The organism is Paenibacillus sp. AK121, assembly GCF_019042715.1.
GTDB classification, from domain to species: Bacteria; Bacillota; Bacilli; order Paenibacillales; family Paenibacillaceae; genus Paenibacillus; species Paenibacillus polymyxa_C.
Genome location: NZ_JAHPJM010000001.1, coordinates 179,095 through 195,297 on the forward strand (window position 1 = coordinate 179,095; position 16,203 = coordinate 195,297).

17 protein-coding genes are annotated in these 16,203 nt (G+C 45.4%); 13 read left to right on the top strand and 4 right to left on the bottom strand.

Features of this window, described 5'->3' with window-relative positions; all coding sequences use genetic code 11:
* Positions 1 to 62: 62 nt before the first annotated feature.
* Positions 63 to 476 (bottom strand): DUF4183 domain-containing protein, encoded by a 414-nt coding sequence (locus KSP24_RS00720; protein WP_013372504.1) that lies wholly within the window; start codon positions 474 to 476, stop codon positions 63 to 65.
* Positions 477 to 917: 441 nt separating this feature from the next.
* Here KSP24_RS00720 and KSP24_RS25430 point away from each other — a divergent pair, with 441 nt between their 5' ends.
* Positions 918 to 1,487: a DUF4183 domain-containing protein gene (locus KSP24_RS25430; protein ID WP_216974211.1), complete on the top strand. Its 570-nt coding sequence runs from the start codon at positions 918 to 920 to the stop codon at positions 1,485 to 1,487.
* A gap of 39 nt (positions 1,488 to 1,526) precedes the next feature.
* Here KSP24_RS25430 and KSP24_RS00730 read toward each other — a convergent pair whose 3' ends face one another.
* Positions 1,527 to 1,811 (bottom strand): oxidoreductase, encoded by a 285-nt coding sequence (locus tag KSP24_RS00730; RefSeq protein ID WP_254207537.1) that lies wholly within the window; start codon positions 1,809 to 1,811, stop codon positions 1,527 to 1,529.
* Positions 1,812 to 2,054: 243 nt separating this feature from the next.
* Between KSP24_RS00730 and KSP24_RS00735 the strand changes: the two genes are divergently transcribed.
* The 3 genes from KSP24_RS00735 to nfi all read left to right on the top strand — a co-directional run bounded on the left by KSP24_RS00735 (position 2,055) and on the right by nfi (position 4,043).
* Complete coding sequence (locus KSP24_RS00735; RefSeq protein ID WP_025676091.1) at positions 2,055 to 2,639, top strand: TetR/AcrR family transcriptional regulator; 585 nt, start codon at positions 2,055 to 2,057, stop codon at positions 2,637 to 2,639.
* Positions 2,640 to 2,713: 74 nt separating this feature from the next.
* On the top strand, positions 2,714 to 3,295 hold the full coding sequence (locus KSP24_RS00740; RefSeq protein WP_216974212.1) for an NAD(P)H-dependent oxidoreductase: 582 nt from the start codon (positions 2,714 to 2,716) through the stop codon (positions 3,293 to 3,295).
* Between the two features lie 43 nt (positions 3,296 to 3,338).
* Positions 3,339 to 4,043: a deoxyribonuclease V gene (gene nfi, locus KSP24_RS00745; protein WP_216974213.1), complete on the top strand. Its 705-nt coding sequence runs from the start codon at positions 3,339 to 3,341 to the stop codon at positions 4,041 to 4,043.
* Positions 4,044 to 4,133: 90 nt separating this feature from the next.
* On the opposite strand, the gene KSP24_RS00750 is transcribed toward nfi, so the two are convergent.
* Positions 4,134 to 4,463 carry a hypothetical protein gene (locus KSP24_RS00750; protein WP_216974214.1) on the bottom strand — a complete coding sequence of 110 codons (330 nt, stop codon included), beginning with the start codon at positions 4,461 to 4,463 and terminating at the stop codon, positions 4,134 to 4,136.
* 253 nt (positions 4,464 to 4,716) lie between these two features.
* A complete protein-coding gene (locus tag KSP24_RS00755; protein ID WP_216974215.1) occupies positions 4,717 to 5,910 on the bottom strand; it encodes a glycoside hydrolase family 5 protein in 1,194 nt (397 codons plus the stop codon).
* A 337-nt stretch (positions 5,911 to 6,247) separates the two neighbouring features.
* On the opposite strand from KSP24_RS00755, the gene KSP24_RS00760 reads away from it, so the two are divergent.
* The 9 genes from KSP24_RS00760 to KSP24_RS00800 all read left to right on the top strand — a co-directional run bounded on the left by KSP24_RS00760 (position 6,248) and on the right by KSP24_RS00800 (position 16,118).
* The gene (locus tag KSP24_RS00760) at positions 6,248 to 7,264 is read left to right on the top strand and encodes a substrate-binding domain-containing protein (RefSeq protein ID WP_216974216.1); all 1,017 of its coding nucleotides are present in this window, start codon (positions 6,248 to 6,250) and stop codon (positions 7,262 to 7,264) included.
* Between the two features lie 320 nt (positions 7,265 to 7,584).
* The gene (locus tag KSP24_RS00765; protein ID WP_216974217.1) at positions 7,585 to 8,835 is read left to right on the top strand and encodes a PTS ascorbate transporter subunit IIC; all 1,251 of its coding nucleotides are present in this window, start codon (positions 7,585 to 7,587) and stop codon (positions 8,833 to 8,835) included.
* Between the two features lie 74 nt (positions 8,836 to 8,909).
* Positions 8,910 to 9,251 (top strand): cupin domain-containing protein, encoded by a 342-nt coding sequence (locus KSP24_RS00770; protein ID WP_016821893.1) that lies wholly within the window; start codon positions 8,910 to 8,912, stop codon positions 9,249 to 9,251.
* Positions 9,252 to 9,510: 259 nt separating this feature from the next.
* Positions 9,511 to 9,954, top strand: coding sequence for a HEAT repeat domain-containing protein (locus KSP24_RS00775; protein WP_129549798.1), 444 nt, complete (start codon positions 9,511 to 9,513; stop codon positions 9,952 to 9,954).
* A 274-nt stretch (positions 9,955 to 10,228) separates the two neighbouring features.
* On the top strand, positions 10,229 to 11,989 hold the full coding sequence (locus KSP24_RS00780) for a cache domain-containing sensor histidine kinase (protein WP_216974218.1): 1,761 nt from the start codon (positions 10,229 to 10,231) through the stop codon (positions 11,987 to 11,989).
* Positions 11,990 to 11,991: 2 nt separating this feature from the next.
* Complete coding sequence (locus KSP24_RS00785; protein WP_216974219.1) at positions 11,992 to 12,792, top strand: response regulator; 801 nt, start codon at positions 11,992 to 11,994, stop codon at positions 12,790 to 12,792.
* A gap of 136 nt (positions 12,793 to 12,928) precedes the next feature.
* Entirely contained in the window at positions 12,929 to 14,272 is a 1,344-nt protein-coding gene (locus tag KSP24_RS00790) for an extracellular solute-binding protein (RefSeq protein WP_013372489.1), read from the top strand.
* Positions 14,273 to 14,298: 26 nt separating this feature from the next.
* Complete coding sequence (locus KSP24_RS00795; protein WP_013372488.1) at positions 14,299 to 15,180, top strand: carbohydrate ABC transporter permease; 882 nt, start codon at positions 14,299 to 14,301, stop codon at positions 15,178 to 15,180.
* A 56-nt stretch (positions 15,181 to 15,236) separates the two neighbouring features.
* Positions 15,237 to 16,118 carry a carbohydrate ABC transporter permease gene (locus KSP24_RS00800; RefSeq protein ID WP_031462002.1) on the top strand — a complete coding sequence of 294 codons (882 nt, stop codon included), beginning with the start codon at positions 15,237 to 15,239 and terminating at the stop codon, positions 16,116 to 16,118.
* Positions 16,119 to 16,203: the final 85 nt, after the last annotated feature.

Here is a 16,203-nt window from a genome sequence, read left to right on the forward strand (position 1 = left end):
CGGGGTAGTGTACAGCGTGAATGACCATTCAGTCCGGCTTGGTTCAAAATCATTGAAACGCCTTATGTGATAATCGTTACGGTAGGGGCAGAGATGGTAGGCTGAGTTGTGATAGTAGAGGTTGTGCCGCTAAAATCAGATATTTCTATGACAGCGGGGACACCTGGTGTAATATCTACGGAGGCAATGACCAGACTTGCCGTGGTTAGAGTGAATAAGGAGCTCTGCTGAATAACTCCGTTAATATAATAATTAGCAGAATCAGTAGCCGTTAATGTTGGCAGGGCAACGACTGGAGCATCGGCGTCATCTACGAAGCTGGCAGCAGGAATAGTTGTTGTTGTTGCTCCGATCATCCCGGCTGTAATGGTTGCAAAAAAACGAGTCACGGCTGGGGTTACAGTCGTGCTTATGGCACCACCAGTAGCTACTGGAGCAGTAGCTACTGCTGTGTATACAGGTTTTATGATGGGCATCGTTTTCATCTCCTTTCTTTACTGGTATGAGCCACTGCTGGCTCTTAATCAATAAATGATTTTTCAACCTCTTCGGAAACGGCATATGAACCTTCCTATTAATAATAGGGTAAATGGATAAAGCCCTATTTTACTGCGCAAAAAATGAAAGCGAATACTTGGAATCTGCATGCTACAAATGCCTAAGACCCTAATGGGAGATGTGCATACAATACATAAGCATGAGAGGAGGAGGTGTGTACGGCTGTTATGAAAAGACGCGATGCATCACTAAGGAGGCAAGGAAAGAGACCGGTACATTGCAAGATCAACAAACGAAAAAAGTGCAAGCCCCGGTATTCATTCAAAGGTAAAACAAAAACGGGGCTCCATGCTCAAAAGCATCCAAAACTAATTATTATACAACGACGCTTCAGAAATACTCCTGCCAAACGGAAGAGGATGGAGCATACAGGAAAGCAAGGTCTGCCAGGCGAAGCCGGGGTGACAGGAGCGCCAGGAGTACCGGGAATTGCGGGAACACCAGGAATACCTGGAATACAGGGTCCAGCAGGAACACAGGGAGCACCGGGAGTGCCAGGTCCAGCTGGGGCTCCCGGTAGTGCAGGAGCAACAGGTGCACCTGGTCCTACCGGAGCACAGGGCATACCCGGCCCTACCGGAGCCCAAGGCATAACTGGTCCAACAGGTCCGGCTCCTGACATCTCCAATGTTGAAATTGTCCCTAGGGCTGAGCGGTATTTTTATTTTACTCCTGATCCGATTGAATCTTCAGTCACGATTATGGCGGATCAATTTTCTGTAGATGGTGTGCAGGGGGCTTTTCAGAGGTTTCATGTCGGAAGCAATAGTTATGCCAATCTGTATATTAACGGGATGTTACAAGAAAGAACGTTGTTCAGCTTGACACCTTCATCGCTGACGATTCACCTCAGCGAAGGGGAGACTATTTCCTCCGGCACACCTATTATTGTGGAAATTGTTCAATTTAGTGTGCGATACAGTGCATGACATTGCTCGCGATGAACGCTTCATGTGATGGACATTATTTTAAAACCAAAAAGCAGATCCTTCAATACGAACACCGAGTTGCTCGGCTGCCTGTCTGGGCCAGAATGGATTTAGCCAGGAGCGTCCGACATGCCAAAGCTGGAGACCGGCTTTAGAGCCTTGGTCATGGATGGCCTGCACCACTTTTTGCAGCGGGGAAATGTGCTCGTCGCTCCATATGCCAAGGCTGCCTGAATCTTTTCCCTGCTGGGTGACTGCATGCACTTCAAGCATGATTAGCCCGACTTGTCCTAGCGCCGAGCGCCGTAATGCAGCGTATGCCAATCGGTTGCTTTTCCGTCCTCTTTATTTACGGTTCAGAACACCCGCTTTTATTCGGTTACATATGTATTTTATAGGAATAAAATGAGGCGATACACGTATTATTTAACGTATTTATGACCATTCACTTATAAAAACATGGTATTTTAGGTTTATTACGATGGAATTTAAATTCAAGCATACAGACAGGTTGAAACTGTATAAATATGATTTGAAATTTGGTTAGCAATCACTTACTATAATCCTATGAATAAGAAAACACATGTAGACAGTAAAAAGAAGGATATTCTGCAGGCAGCGATGTGCTTATTTGCAACCAAAGGAATTGATGGGATTTCGGTCAAAGAAATTGCAGAGGCTGCCGGTGTGACAGATGCTGCGATTTATAAGCATTTTAAGAGTAAAGACGCGATGGCCTTGGAGGTATTCGGGCAGTATTGCAATAGCTATACCACCTTAATTGACTTTTATCGCAAGCAGAATGGGAGCTTTCTCAGTCGTTTCCACCAACTGGTGGATGAAGTGCTGAATATGCATGATGAGGACCAATATGGATTGCTTCTACTATCACAGCATCATGAGCTGTATGTTGAAGCAAGCCAGAACCAGAATGTGCGTCAGCCGCTGGAGGCGTTGACTGAATTCATCGAACAGGGGATTCAACAAGGTGAACTGCCGAAGCAGGATGTTCAGCTATCCGGTGTGCTCATCATTGGAGCCATTACACGCTTGTCCGTGTCTAGCCTGGAAGGTGAACTTCCACAGCAGCTGGTTCCATTTGCCGTAGAGATCAAACAACGTTTAACTGCTTTATTAAGTAAAGGTCAGTAGTGACCTTTTCTTTTTAAATATAAAGTTAGTGTTTTCTAACTAAAATCATAATATGAAGGTAGGAAGTGGCTTATATGTCTAAAAAAATATTGGTGATTCAGGGGAATCCGGTCGCTGACAGTTATGGAGAAGCGCTGGCTCAAGCCTATGTAAAAGGAGCCGAAGGCGCAGGGGCTGAGGTTCGCTTATTGCAGCTGTCCGCGTTGGAGTTTAAACCAAATCTATCAGGTGGATATCGGAATAAATTGCCGCTTGAACCTGATTTGATTCAAGCACAGGAATGGATTAAATGGGCAGAACATCTCGTTTTTGTCTTTCCGATCTGGTGGGGTAGCTTGCCTGCGTTAATGAAGGGATTTATTGACCGTACCTTTATGCCGGGATTCGCGTTTAAATATCAAAAAGGAAAACCCTTGCCTGACAAGCTTTTAAAGGGAAGAACAGCCCGCCTTATCAGCACGATGGATGGTCCGCACTGGTATTACCGATTTTTCCAAGGACAGCCTGGGCACCGGATGATGAAGGATTCCACGTTACATTTATGTGGAGTCAAACCAGTACGTTCTACAACCATTGATCTCATGAATAAGAGGACAGAGCAACAGCGTAACGAATGGCTGAGCAAGGTTGAGCAGCTAGGACGAAGCATGAGCTAGGTTTTTGCCTGCATTCGGAAAACTACATTCTAAGAGGATAGAAATGAGGCACAGAAAAATGGAACCAATCATAAATCATGAATGGGATCTAGATGAAAAAGAAGCGGTGAAATTACAGCAGGAGTTATCTTTAAAAGTTACAAAAGAAGATCGATTCCCTGAAATTCAATATGTTGCTGGGGTAGACGTGGCATACAGTGAACAAAGTGATCTCTTAGTTGCGGCCATCGTGATTTTAGATGCTAGCTCATTACAAGTAGTGGAATCCATAGTGGTTGAAGATGCTGTCCATTTTCCCTACATCCCCGGATTGTTTTCATTCAGGGAGCTGCCGCCTATAGTAAAAGCATTGAAGCAAATCAAGACCTCTCCCCAGCTGGTGGTCTGTGATGGACAAGGAATTGCCCATCCTAGACGATTCGGATTAGCCAGTCATTTAGGTGTTATATTTGATATTCCTACAATTGGATGTGGTAAAACGAGGCTATGGGGTGAATTCGAAGAGCCATCTCGAGAACGAGGGGCATGTTCGTTATTAATGGATTATGAGGAGATTATCGGCGGGGCGTTAAGAACCCAGGACAACATTAAACCTTTGTTTGTATCTGTAGGGCATCGTATTTCATTAGAAACGGCCTGCAACTGGATATTAAAGCTTTGCCCACAATATCGCTTACCTGAGACCACTCGACAAGCTGATCAGCTTGTGAGAAAAGCTTTATCACAAATAAACCAGGGGAGTATCTGATCATAATCGCTCTACATAAGGAAAAACACCACAGTGGAGCAACTAGCTCGCATTGTGGTGTTTGGAATAGCTCATGTTTTGCAATCAACGTTATATAAATATCGATGCAACGATTAAAATAAATCCGATCGCTAGACCGGCAGGGCCCCAATAATGCATAGGGATAAAAAACAGACTGTGCTGCGTTCCCATTCGATAGCGTTGTCCTGTTTCCATATCAACGAGCACCTTGTCCGAGTCGGCGTTAAGTACTTTACCCAAATACCAGATAATAACTCCCGACACAATGAACACAAAAGCCATCGGCAGCCGGGAATCTATGGAGTCAAGCCCAAGAGCGGATACTAAACTGCCGACAATAACGAATAAAATTCCTGGAATAATGATATTTAAAATACCAAAGCCCTTCCAAATAATCACATGAAAACTTCCTTCCTAATTATGTTTACGTTCATGGTGAGTCTCTCGTCGAAATGATTTTCACATCCAACATATGTATTTATCGGTTAAAAGAGAGATTTAGTTTACAATATGACCCATTCAATGGGGAATTTACAAGGTGTAAAACTGGAAAATAAAAAAAGCCGTTTCTCCACCTTTTCGTAGTCCCAGCACAAGCTGGACTGAAGGAGGAAAAATCGGCTTTTTTAATAAACGGATTGAAGTTCTGTGCCTATTCGGCGCTTGCTTTCACTTGCTCTGCTATGAAATTTACAGGTTTCATAATCCGGCTCAGCATATCCTGCTTTGGACGATTCCAGGTAACCCAGTCATCCAGCAGCAGACCGCCTGTGTCGCCGCTATTCGGATTCAGGGACCAATACGTAAAGTACAGGTTGTTGGCACCAATATAGTCTACGAGTGCATTTTGCCATTTACCCTCAGGGGAAGACGAATCGACATTGCGACCGCCGAATTCACCAACCAGCACTGGAGCTATGTTTTGCTTACTGATGTAGCCCCAGGTTTGATCCCAGATTGCTGGGAGGTTGGACGGGAAGGTCGAGTCGTTGAACCATGGCTGCGAAGACACACCAGGACCATAGTCATGTGGTGAATATACGACACGGTTCGGCACGTCCAGTACGACAGGATAATTAGCCACACCTGTCAGGTTGCCGCCCCACCAATATTGGCTGTTGTTGCCTTGTACATTATGGTCCACACCTTCTACGAGAATCAGCCAATTTGGATTCACGGACAGAATGGCATTCCCTGCACGCTGCGCCGCGAGACGCCAGTCTGTGGAGACAACGCCTGTTCCCCAGCTTGCCTGACCGTGTGGCTCGTTGTGTAAATCTGCACCGATGACGGTAGGATTGTTTTTATAACGTTCAGCTAACATCTTCCAGTCGCTGATCCAGCGGGACTCAGGGTACTGAGAGGTATACCATAGCTCGGATTGTCCACCTGAGCCTGGGCGGTGACGGTCAAGGATAATCTGAATACCGCGTTGTCCAGCTTTTTCGATCAGCTTGTCCATAATTTGAATCGGAGTCAATCCGACCAGATCAGGATTTTTGTAGTAATCAATACTGTCAGCACGGGAGCTGGAATCAAATAACTGATTGCTGTAAGGCAGACGGATGAGATTATAGCCTTCCTTTTTCACCTGATCCAGCATGTCGTCCATTGAGCGGCTCCACAGTCCATGCAAGGTGTAATTAGGGGTTTCCAGGCCGAACCAGTTCAGACCGTTAAATGCGGCCTCTTTCCCGGATTCATCTACAATCTTGTTTCCTTGGGTGTGATAATATCCTTTCACGCTGGCTGCATCTGCCGAAGGTGGAGTGTACCCATACAGTGTGAGGCCCATGACGAGGGAGGCAATGACGAAAAATGTTTTTTTGAACCCTTTTTTCTTCATGATTCTTGCTTCCTCCTTTATATAAATGATATTGTAACCGATTACATTTTCATTTTATGTTCAAATCTTCCATCAAACAAGTTCATAAAATTCGTATATTTTTAAGATTTTGTTCGAAATTATTAGATTTGCAACAAGGTATATTTAGGTTAGGAGTCCAGCATTTATGGGGTAGGGGTATGGGGTGAAGGCACGTTTCAACTCATATTTATTATATTTTCCTCCTGTAAAAGAAGGTATATAATAAAGGAAATTCACATTACATACAGGTTGCAGAGTACATATATAGTGAAAATGAGCACATGCCTAATACGCAAATATAGAAAGGGGGGGAATCATGGTAACAACGATGAAAGAAGTCGCAGAACGTGCAGGGGTGTCGAAGAGCACAGTTTCGCAGTTTCTGAACAAAAGATACAACTATATGAGTGAAAGCACCAAGAAGAAGATTGAGCAAGCGATTGAGGAGCTCAGTTATATTCCCAATGAGGTGGCGCGCAGTCTCAAGCAAAAGAAGACTTTTATTGTGGGGGTTATTTCTTCAACTATTTTGTCGAGATTTACAACAGAGATTGTGCGCGCGATTGAAGATGAATGCCAACTGGAAAATGTCCAGGTCATTGTCTGCAATACCGATGATGATTCCCTCAAAGAGAAAAAGTACGTCCAGTCGATGATTGCTCGGCAAGTGGATGGACTTATTATTTTTCCTACAGAAGAGAACAAAAAATTATATGTTTCCCTTGTCAAAAGTGGCTATCCGTTCGTGTTTGTGGACCGAAAAATTGATGAAATCAGCGTAGACACGGTGCTGTTGAATAATGAAAAAGCTAGCGAGCTTGCGATTGAAGCACTGATTGAGCATGGTCACAAAAACATTGGCATCATCACGTTTCCTCTAGGCAAAAAAGCGATTACTACACGAAGTGAGCGGCTATCCGGCTATAGGAATACACTCAGCAAACATGATATATCCGTGCATGAAAACTATATCAAAAGCGGCAGGCTGGATGAAATGCCTGATCTTATTAGACAACTATTTCATATGGAGAACCCGCCTACCGCAATTCTTGCTACGAATGACATGATTTTGGAGCAGGTGCTGATCTATGCCAAAAATAATCATCTGACCATACCCAACGATTTTTCCTTGATTGGGATAGATGATGTATCCTTTGCATCTTTTTATAATCCGCCGATCACTACCGTTTCCCAGCCGAGTTTTGAAATGGGAAAAAGAAGTGCGAGGCTACTGCTCGATAAAATCGATCAAAAAGAGCAGGAGCAGCCCTCAGAAATCATCCGTTTGAATCCGGTCATTAACCACAGAGAATCTGTCCAAAAGTTAAACTGAATAGTTGAATAAGTATTTTTTCTTTTTGAAAACGTTTTTATGGATTCTATTGTAAAAAGAAAATAAAGAGCTATAATGATCTTATGATTCGAGTCATGAATACCCTTTCATGTATGTATGTTGCTGAGTGTAGTGATGACTGCAACTTAAAAGAGGGGAGGAGTGAACCCTAAACGGAAATTTATGATTTAACTTGTACTAAAATTCACAAAAGGCAGTTCTACTTCTTTTTACATTCCCGGAAGGGAAATTTTTTTCAAGCATTACTAAATCGATTTAGTAAGAATGAAAAATATGATAAAAGAAGGTCGGAGATCACTATGGAAATGTTTATGAGCATTATCAGGGAGCCATCCATCATTATTGCGATTGTGACATTACTCGGTCTCGTATTCCAGAGGAAGAAAGTATCCGAGATCATAACGGGAACCACCCTTTCTTTCATGGGCTTCACCATGATCAAGGTCGGCGGCGGAATTTTAGGAGGCGTGCTCACAAACTTCAGCCAAATATTTTCTTTTGCGTTCAACCTTAAAGGTGTCGTACCAAGTAATGAAGCTATCATGGCACTGACCATTGATCAGATCGGGGCGGATGCTGCACTCATTTTACTCTTTTCCATGATCCTTAACATCGTGCTTGCGCGCCTGACCAAGTTCAAGTACATTTATTTGTCTCTTCACTTGATTCTGTTCATGAGCTTTGCCGCTACAGCCGTTATGAAAGGTCTGGGTCTCAGTTCGCTGACTACAATTATCGTTGGTTCTTTGGTCATTGGGAGCTACATGGCGGTGTTTCCTTACCTGCTCCGGAATGCCAGCAAAAATATTATCAAATCAGATGAATATACAATTGCTCATGCTTCCATGACTTCTTACATCCTCGGTACCTATCTAGGAAAAGTTTTAGGCAATCGTGAACATGACACCGAAAATGTAAAAATAAATGACCGCATCAGTTTTTTGCGTGATCCCAATGTGGCAACGACCTTGACGATGCTGGTGCTTTTGCTGGTATCTGGACTGGTTGCTGGTTCTGATTATGTCAGCAAATTATCTGATGGCAAAGAATACCTCGTCTTTATCCTCGAACAATCAGCTACTTTTGCTGCCGGCTTGTATATCGCAAAAGCAGGTGTTAAGCTGTTCACGACTGAAATTGTACCCGCTTTCAAAGGCTTCTCCCAAGTGTTCGCACCTGGAGCAATCCCTGGTGTAGATGTTCTGGTACTGTTCGACAAATCACCCAATTCCGCGTTGGTAGGCTTCTTGGTCAGCTTTTTCACAGGTGTTGCCTGCGTCTTTCTTTTCCCTCTTATCGGACTGCCTGTTATTGTACCGGGGATCATGGCCTGTTTTCTCGCTGGCGGTGCAGCCGCGATATTTGGCAATTCCAGCGGTGGTTTTAGAGGAGCAGTCATTTCCAGTTGTCTTAATGGATTTTTGCTCTGTCTGCTGCCGGCTCTCACCTTACCGCTCTTTTCTTTTTTGGGTGCCGAAGGAGTGACATTCGCCGATCCCGACTTTACTATCCTTTCCGGATTACTTTGGCTTATTTTCTGCTGGTTTTAAACTAAACCGATTTATGAATTTTTAAAAATAACTCATCTTAAATAGATTGGGTTCTAAATGAGGAGGAATGATTCATGTTTTATTACGATCAAGATATTCAAATGGACACAGTAGACAGTAATACGACCCGGAAAGTGTTGGCCCACAGTGACCAGTTGATGTATGTCAAAGTGATGTTTGCTAAAGCTCAAACTGGGGAGATCCTGTTGCATAAGCATGTCCATGAACAGGTCACTTATGTATTGAAGGGAAGCTTTAAGTTCATGATCGATCATGGCGAAACCAAGGATGTGCAGATTGTTAAAGAAGGAGACAGCATCCATTTTCCATCCGACACTCTTCATGGCTGTATCCCGCTGGAGGATGACGGAATTTTGCTAGATGCATTTACACCAGCACGTGCCGATTTTCTATAAATTTTCTTACTAAATATGGCTATTATCGAGCATGCCGAATATAAAAAAACTGTACCAACGCAGGTTTTCAGTTGTTAATCTGCACCAGTGAGCCTGAGGCGGAGCCTTGGGTTCTTTTTTTGTTCGTATTATTGGCTGCAGCTCCAATACACTTCATAATGATCTTTTTTAGTAGAAGACCTGCAAGTATGTTATATTTAACAAACGGCAATCGTGATGAACAGCAGTGTAGTGATTTTTAGAAAAGGATGAGATTATTTTGGAAAACAACGAAACTCAGCAGGAATTTGCAGAAGTATATGAGCAGCTTAAGGTGGCTGCAAACCGAACCTCCGATTGGAAAGCGCGCCTAGCAGCGGTGAATGAATTGGGTGCATGGAAGAACCAGCAGACGATTGACTTGCTGACGCACCGAATGAATAATGATATGGTATATGCCGTTCAGGAAGCTGCTTACCACAAGCTACAGGAATGGGGCGAAAACGTACAGCCACCTGTGCGCAAAGAGGGTGAGCTTGTTAAGGGGTTGACGAAGATTCTAGTGCGGATTAAAAAAAGCCTGCCAGCCGACCATACCTACAACGATTTTCGCGAGAAGCTGCGTAAGATGAGAGTCGATATTTATGATATCTATGAAGGCAACAAGGGTACTGAATTCGATCAGTGGCTGGAGCAAAAATGGGCTTCGTTATCGACAAGATAATGCCTGAACCCTGCCATTGATGTACTTCTGAGGACTGCTTTGGTAATGCAAACCAAGTCTTAACAAGGATAAGGTGTTATCTTTGTTAAGGCTTTTTTAATATATATATCGTTATTACGTGTTATTATCAAACGCAATGATTTCAAAGAGGGCTGGCCGTTTTAATTAATTTCTGCTAAAAAGATGCCAACAAAGGGGAACGATGCGCTAGAATAGAAAATAGAAAGCGTTATCATTATTGACTTTTCTGCGATGATTCAGGGGGAGAAGGCTTATGCGTTCAAGGTTTCAACCATTAAACACGTTGCGTAATCAGATCTTTATCGGCTTTATATTGGTAATGCTCATTATGATGAGTGTGGCGGGAGCGTTTATTTATCTTAATGTCTCTCACCTGTTGAAAGACAGTGCCGAACGGCATATTGGTCAAACCGCAGTACAAGCAAGCGGCAGACTGGATGCATTAATCGGCCAGATGGACAGCCTGACGGAACAAGTGGCGAATCATCCATCTGTTCAGCATATTTTGCTGGAGGAGCGTAATGGGGGCAAGGTGACTTTCGGACAGCGTCAATCGCTACTGCAAGTGATGCATAGCTATCAGGCTTATATGCCGAGCGTTGGCTCGCTGGAGCTGTATACCGCTGAAGGGAAGATGTTGTTTCCGATTAGAGAAGGCAGTCTGGAGGATCGTATCGGACAGGCGGACATTCGGGAAGCAAATGAGATGAAAGGCAGGCTGGTCTGGATCGGCATAGATCCTGAAAATCCCCAGTCGCTGCTGGCGATTCGGCAGGTGAGCCTGGTGGATCGCTGGTTTTCACGCGGAGGATATCTGATTACCCGCATGGAACGAAGTTATTTTGGGCTAAATGGTACGTCAGTGACCCATGAAGAAGCAAATGAAACTATGCTGCTTGTAGATCGCCGAGGGCAGCTGCTGTCGGGTGAGCCTATGAGTCAGATTAATTTGTTAGATGTATTGCACAGCAAGACACAGACGGTTCATATTGGAGAGCGCGAGTATGTGAAGGCAGTTCAGCAATCGGAACGGACCGGCTGGTCGCTGCTGATCCTGATTCCAGTTAGCGTCGTCACAGACGGAATTACGGTTTTACGGACGACACTTATTATTTCGGCGTCTCTAGGTGCCGTGTTATTCCTGTTCATGTCCTTTATGCTGTCAACGTTGATTACCAGACCGATAGGTCACTTGATTCAGGCGATGCGCCGTTCACGGGAAGGAGCGTTGGCCTTGAATCCTGAACCTGCAGCAGCGGTTGAATTACGGGAATTAAATGCAGAGTACAACACGATGATTGTCGATATCAATGAATTGATCCGTGTCATTTGCGAGAAGGAGGCTTTACAAAGCCAGACCGAGCTTAAAGCACTGCAAGCGCAGATTAACCCGCATTTTCTTTTTAATACGCTAGATGCATTCAATTGGTCGCTACAAGAAAAAGGAGAGGAGGAGCTTGCCGGGCTGATGGTGTCCATGTCGCGGCTGTTTCGTTATGTGATCGAACCGGCTCACCATGACTCTTGGGTGACACTTGGGGAAGAAATAGCACAAGTCCGTCGTTATCTGGAATTGATGGAGATGCGTCTTGGCGAACGTCTGAGCTGGCAAATTCATATGCCACCAGAGGCAGTAAGCATTCCGCTTCCTAAGCTGCTGATCCAGCCCATTCTAGAAAATGCAATTTTACACGGTGTCGAAAATCGCATCGGCAATGGCCGTGTTGAAATTCGAATCACTCCTTCGGCGAGGTTGGGTTGGACTAGGATCGAGGTTGTAGATAACGGACCTGGAATGACACAGGAGGAACTTGCAGCTGTGCGTACAGCGTTGATCGAGGGATCTGCCTGTCAGAGCAAGGGAACCGGTATGGGACTGGTTAATGTGCAGCGCAGGCTTGCTCTCTATTATGACAGTGCATCTTATCCAACGGACGGCGTGCTGATCTACAGTGCTGTGCAGGAAGGAACGGTGGTCGCTTTTGAAATTCCTGATGAATACGGGGGGCGGTAGGAATGAGTTTTTCATCCAAGACCATTGTTATTGTGGACGATGAACAAAGAACACGTCAGGGGATACATCAGACACTGGAGCAGTGGGCCGCCGGGAAATACCGGATTATGACATCGGGGAATGGCCTGGAGGCATTACATATGCTGCAAGCGGAGAAGGTGCATCTACTGATTACAGATGTCCGGTTGCCGGAATTCAGCGGGCTGGATTTAATCCGTTCTCTGGAACGGGATTCACATCGCCCGGCGATCATTGTGATCTCGGGATATGCGGAGTTTGATTATGTCCAGCAGGCGCTTCGTCTCGGAGCCGTTAATTATTTGCTCAAGCCGATTGATAAGCAGGAGCTGCTGAATGCGGTAAATGAAGCACTTCAACTGGAAGAGGAACGGCAGCGGTACATGAAGCTGGACAAGCTGGCTGACCCTGTTCTGCTAGAGCTTGACCTCCAAGCGACTACGCTTAGCGATCCGGTACGGCGAGCCTTCACCTTTATGGCAGAGCATCTTCACGAACCCATTACGATGGCGCAGACTGCGGCGCATTCACACCTGAATGCGAGCTATTTTAGTGTTTTATTTAAGGAGCAAAGTGGTTTGTCCTTCAGCGAATATCTACACAGGCTACGGATACAACGGGCTAAGGAGCTGCTGCTGCATACCCAGTTGACGATTGCCCAAATCGGTGAGCGCTCAGGCTACCGGACAGATAAATATTTTATTAAAGTATTCAAAGCGACCGAGGGGGTAAGTCCCAGCCGCTATAGACAGCAGATGCGTAAAGGACCAGAGAATATCGACTGACATATAGGCTGCTCACAACCCAATAAAAGTGGAATTATACCCAATGAGCGTACCCTGTTGGAAGCAGAAATAGAGTGCTAAACTTACAAATGATAACGGTTACAAAAAATATAATTACAATAACGGAGGTCTAACGATGTCCAACGAGTATTCAGTTCGTAAGCGCTCACATCGAAAATGGGTTGCTGGGTTGACCCTGCTGCTGTCATTCATGCTAGTGCTGTCCGGTTGTGGTGTTGGTAAGGATGGGCAAGGCGGTTCCAGTGGAGCTGGGGGCAAGGTTACGCTCAAAATGATGCACTTATGGCCAGAGGGAAGCTCGGCACAGCAAAGCAAGCTTGTAACTCAGATTATAGATCAATACCAAAAGGATCATCCGAATGTCGTCATTCAGCAGGAAGTGCTGGAAAATGAACAATACAAAAACAAACTCAAAGTGCTGTCAGCTTCCAACGAATTGCCAGATATCGGCATCACTTGGGCCGCCGGTTTCATGGAGCCTTACGTTAAAGGTGGATTATTTACGCCGATGGATGACCTGCTGCAAGGTTCCAAGCTGAAGGACAAATTCGTACCGGGAACGACCGATGCCTATGCGCTGGATGGTAAAACGTATGCGCTTCCGATCGAATTGAACATAACACCCATTTATTACAATAAAGCCATATTCCAAAAATACAACTTGAAGGTACCTGCGACATTTGATGAATTTAAGCAGGTGGTGAAAACACTTGTAGATCATGGAGTTGCACCGATTGCATTGGGCAATAAAGACCGCTGGACGGGTTCGCTTTGGTACATGTATCTGGCAGACCGTATAGCAGGTAGCGAAACGCTGAAAAAAGCAATTGACGGCTCAGGATCATTCGATGACCCTGGTTTAATTCAGGCGGCCTCCGAAATTCAGACGCTGGTGGATATGAACGCCTTTAACAAAGGATTTAACGGCTTGTCCAATGATGAAGGAAAATCCGAGTTTATGAACGACAAAGCGGCGATGTATTTGATGGCTACTTGGGAGTTGCCGAATTTTACGACTAATCCCGAAATCCCGCAAGCGTTTAAAGATCAAGTCGGCTTCTTTAAATTCCCGATGGTTGCAGGCGGCAAGGGCAACGAGAACAGTTGGGTAGGAGGTCCGGGAGTAGGTTTGTTCGTTTCGGAAAATTCCAAAGTAAAAGAAGAAGCCAAAGCGTTCGTGGAATACTTCGTAGAAAAATGGGGAGAGCAATCGGTCACACAGGCGGGCGTTATTCCAGCGACGAAAGTGGACACCTCCAAAGAAAAATTGCCCAAGCTGTATGTCGATCTCCTGAATGGGCTGAACCAAGCCAGCAACATTACATTGTTCGCTGATGTACAAATGAAGCCGAATGCAGCGCAGGTACATTTGAATATGATTCAGGCGTTATTTGGTAAAGCGGTGACACCGCAACAATTTGCCGACCAGCATAAGGCTGCCATCGAGAAAGGAAATTGAAATTGACCACCTAAGGAGGTCTGACCGTGGAAAAGGTCATGTCCAATAAGCTCGTCATTGCTCTCTATGTGTTGCCTTCCCTGCTGCTGTTATTTGCCGTGATTTATGTGCCCATCGTACTGACCGGCTATTACGGCCTGAATCAGTGGAATGGAATCGGCCCTATGACTTTCGTAGGGCTGGATAACTATCAACATTTGTTCACAGACGCGGCATTCTGGCAAAGTGCCTGGCATTCGCTGCTGCTGGCCTTGTTTTCAGGCATCAGTCTGATCGGTTATCTGGTCGTTGCGATGATTCTGTCAGGAAAAATCAAGGGAGCGAATCTGCTGCGGAAAATTTATTTAATTCCCATGCTGCTGTCTTCTGTAGCGATCGCTCAATTGTGGCTCAAAATGTATCACCCGACCAACGGAGTGCTGAATTCTTTGCTGGCATCGGTCGGAGTTCACAATCCGCCCGAGTGGTTGGCTAATCCGTCTCTGGTTCTGCTTGCCTTATTCATTCCGATTATTTGGCAATATGCAGGCTTTTATATCCTGATCTATTATGCCGGGCTGAAAAACATTCCCGAAACGCTGATGGAGGCTGCACGGATCGACGGAGCCAGTGCCTGGCAGATTGCGACTCGTATCAAATTGCCTCTGCTGCGCGAGGTGATCAACGTGACGATCATATTGTCCATTGTCGGCTCACTCAAATATTTTGACCTGATCTACGTCATGACGGACGGTGGGCCGAACGGGGCCAGTGAAGTGATGGCTTCGTACATGTACCACCAGGCGTTCCGCAGCTTCGATTTCGGATATGGCAGCGCTACAGCCTTTGCCCTGCTGCTCATCTGTCTGGTTGCTACGTGGGTGATTCGCAAGGTGACCGCTACTAGTGACACCATCCAGTATTCATAGAACACTCATGCCATTAGAACAGGGGTAACAAAGGACAGAAAGAGGGAGGAAAGGATATGAAAACCCAGGCAGCCGCCAACTATCCGCTTGGAGTCGCTACTCGCGGCAAAATGTTAACTCGGGTCGGTTATGCCGCTTTGTATATACTTTTGATCATCTTAGCGGTGACGCAGCTTTTACCGCTGGTGTGGCTGATGCTTTTTTCGCTTAAAAATAATCAGGAAGTGTTTAACCTTCCACCGTTTGCACTCCCGTCCCAGCCGCATTGGGAAAACTATATGAATGTGTGGACCAGCGGCAATATCGGACGGTATTTCTTCAATAGTGTGTGGATCACAGTCATATCTGTGGTGCTAACGGTGCTGCTGGCCAGCTTTGTTACGTTTGCCATTACACGTATGCGGTGGAAAGGGAGTCAGCTGGTTCTCGGGCTCTTTATGGTCGGACTCATGATTCCGGTCCATTCCACCTTGATCCCGTTGTTCAGTATGTTTCTCAAACTGCATCTAACAGATACTTCAGTATCCATCATCCTGTCGTATGTCGCTTTTAATCTGCCAACAACGATGATGATCTTGCTGGGATTTTATTACGCCCTGCCCCGTGAAGTGGAAGAAGCGGCCGTTATGGACGGCTGCTCCGTCAACCGGATGTTCTTCCGGATTGTGCTGCCCATGACCACCCCCGTCATGGCAACGACGTCTATTATTAATATGATCTACAACTGGAACGAGTTTATTTTCGTCAATACGTTCATTAGCTCTGACGAAAATAAAACACTGACCGTCGGCGTTCAGAACTTTATCGGTCAATATACGACCGACTGGGGAGCAATCGGAGCCACGTTGATGATCAGCATTTTGCCCATTTTGCTCGTGTTCCTCATCATGAGTGACCGGATTGTGGAAGGGATCGCAGCCGGGTCGGTTAAGGGGTAAAGCAAATTTCCCTCCATTAGAAGAGGACCCCCTAGTATAGATATTGGATCAAACCTCTTGGTTTGTCCGATGAGTGCTAGGGGGT

Bases quoted from the DNA above. Each gene is read 5' to 3' on its own strand.
- KSP24_RS00720 (WP_013372504.1), bottom strand. From the start codon at position 476: ATGCCCATCATAAAACCTGTATACACAGCAGTAGCTACTGCTCCAGTA.
- KSP24_RS25430 (WP_216974211.1), top strand. From the start codon at position 918: ATGGAGCATACAGGAAAGCAAGGTCTGCCAGGCGAAGCCGGGGTGACA.
- KSP24_RS00735 (WP_025676091.1), top strand. From the start codon at position 2,055: ATGAATAAGAAAACACATGTAGACAGTAAAAAGAAGGATATTCTGCAG.
- KSP24_RS00740 (WP_216974212.1), top strand. From the start codon at position 2,714: ATGTCTAAAAAAATATTGGTGATTCAGGGGAATCCGGTCGCTGACAGT.
- nfi (WP_216974213.1), top strand. From the start codon at position 3,339: ATGAGGCACAGAAAAATGGAACCAATCATAAATCATGAATGGGATCTA.
- KSP24_RS00755 (WP_216974215.1), bottom strand. From the start codon at position 5,910: ATGAAGAAAAAAGGGTTCAAAAAAACATTTTTCGTCATTGCCTCCCTC.
- KSP24_RS00760 (WP_216974216.1), top strand. From the start codon at position 6,248: ATGGTAACAACGATGAAAGAAGTCGCAGAACGTGCAGGGGTGTCGAAG.
- KSP24_RS00765 (WP_216974217.1), top strand. From the start codon at position 7,585: ATGGAAATGTTTATGAGCATTATCAGGGAGCCATCCATCATTATTGCG.
- KSP24_RS00770 (WP_016821893.1), top strand. From the start codon at position 8,910: ATGTTTTATTACGATCAAGATATTCAAATGGACACAGTAGACAGTAAT.
- KSP24_RS00780 (WP_216974218.1), top strand. From the start codon at position 10,229: ATGCGTTCAAGGTTTCAACCATTAAACACGTTGCGTAATCAGATCTTT.
- KSP24_RS00785 (WP_216974219.1), top strand. From the start codon at position 11,992: ATGAGTTTTTCATCCAAGACCATTGTTATTGTGGACGATGAACAAAGA.
- KSP24_RS00790 (WP_013372489.1), top strand. From the start codon at position 12,929: ATGTCCAACGAGTATTCAGTTCGTAAGCGCTCACATCGAAAATGGGTT.
- KSP24_RS00800 (WP_031462002.1), top strand. From the start codon at position 15,237: ATGAAAACCCAGGCAGCCGCCAACTATCCGCTTGGAGTCGCTACTCGC.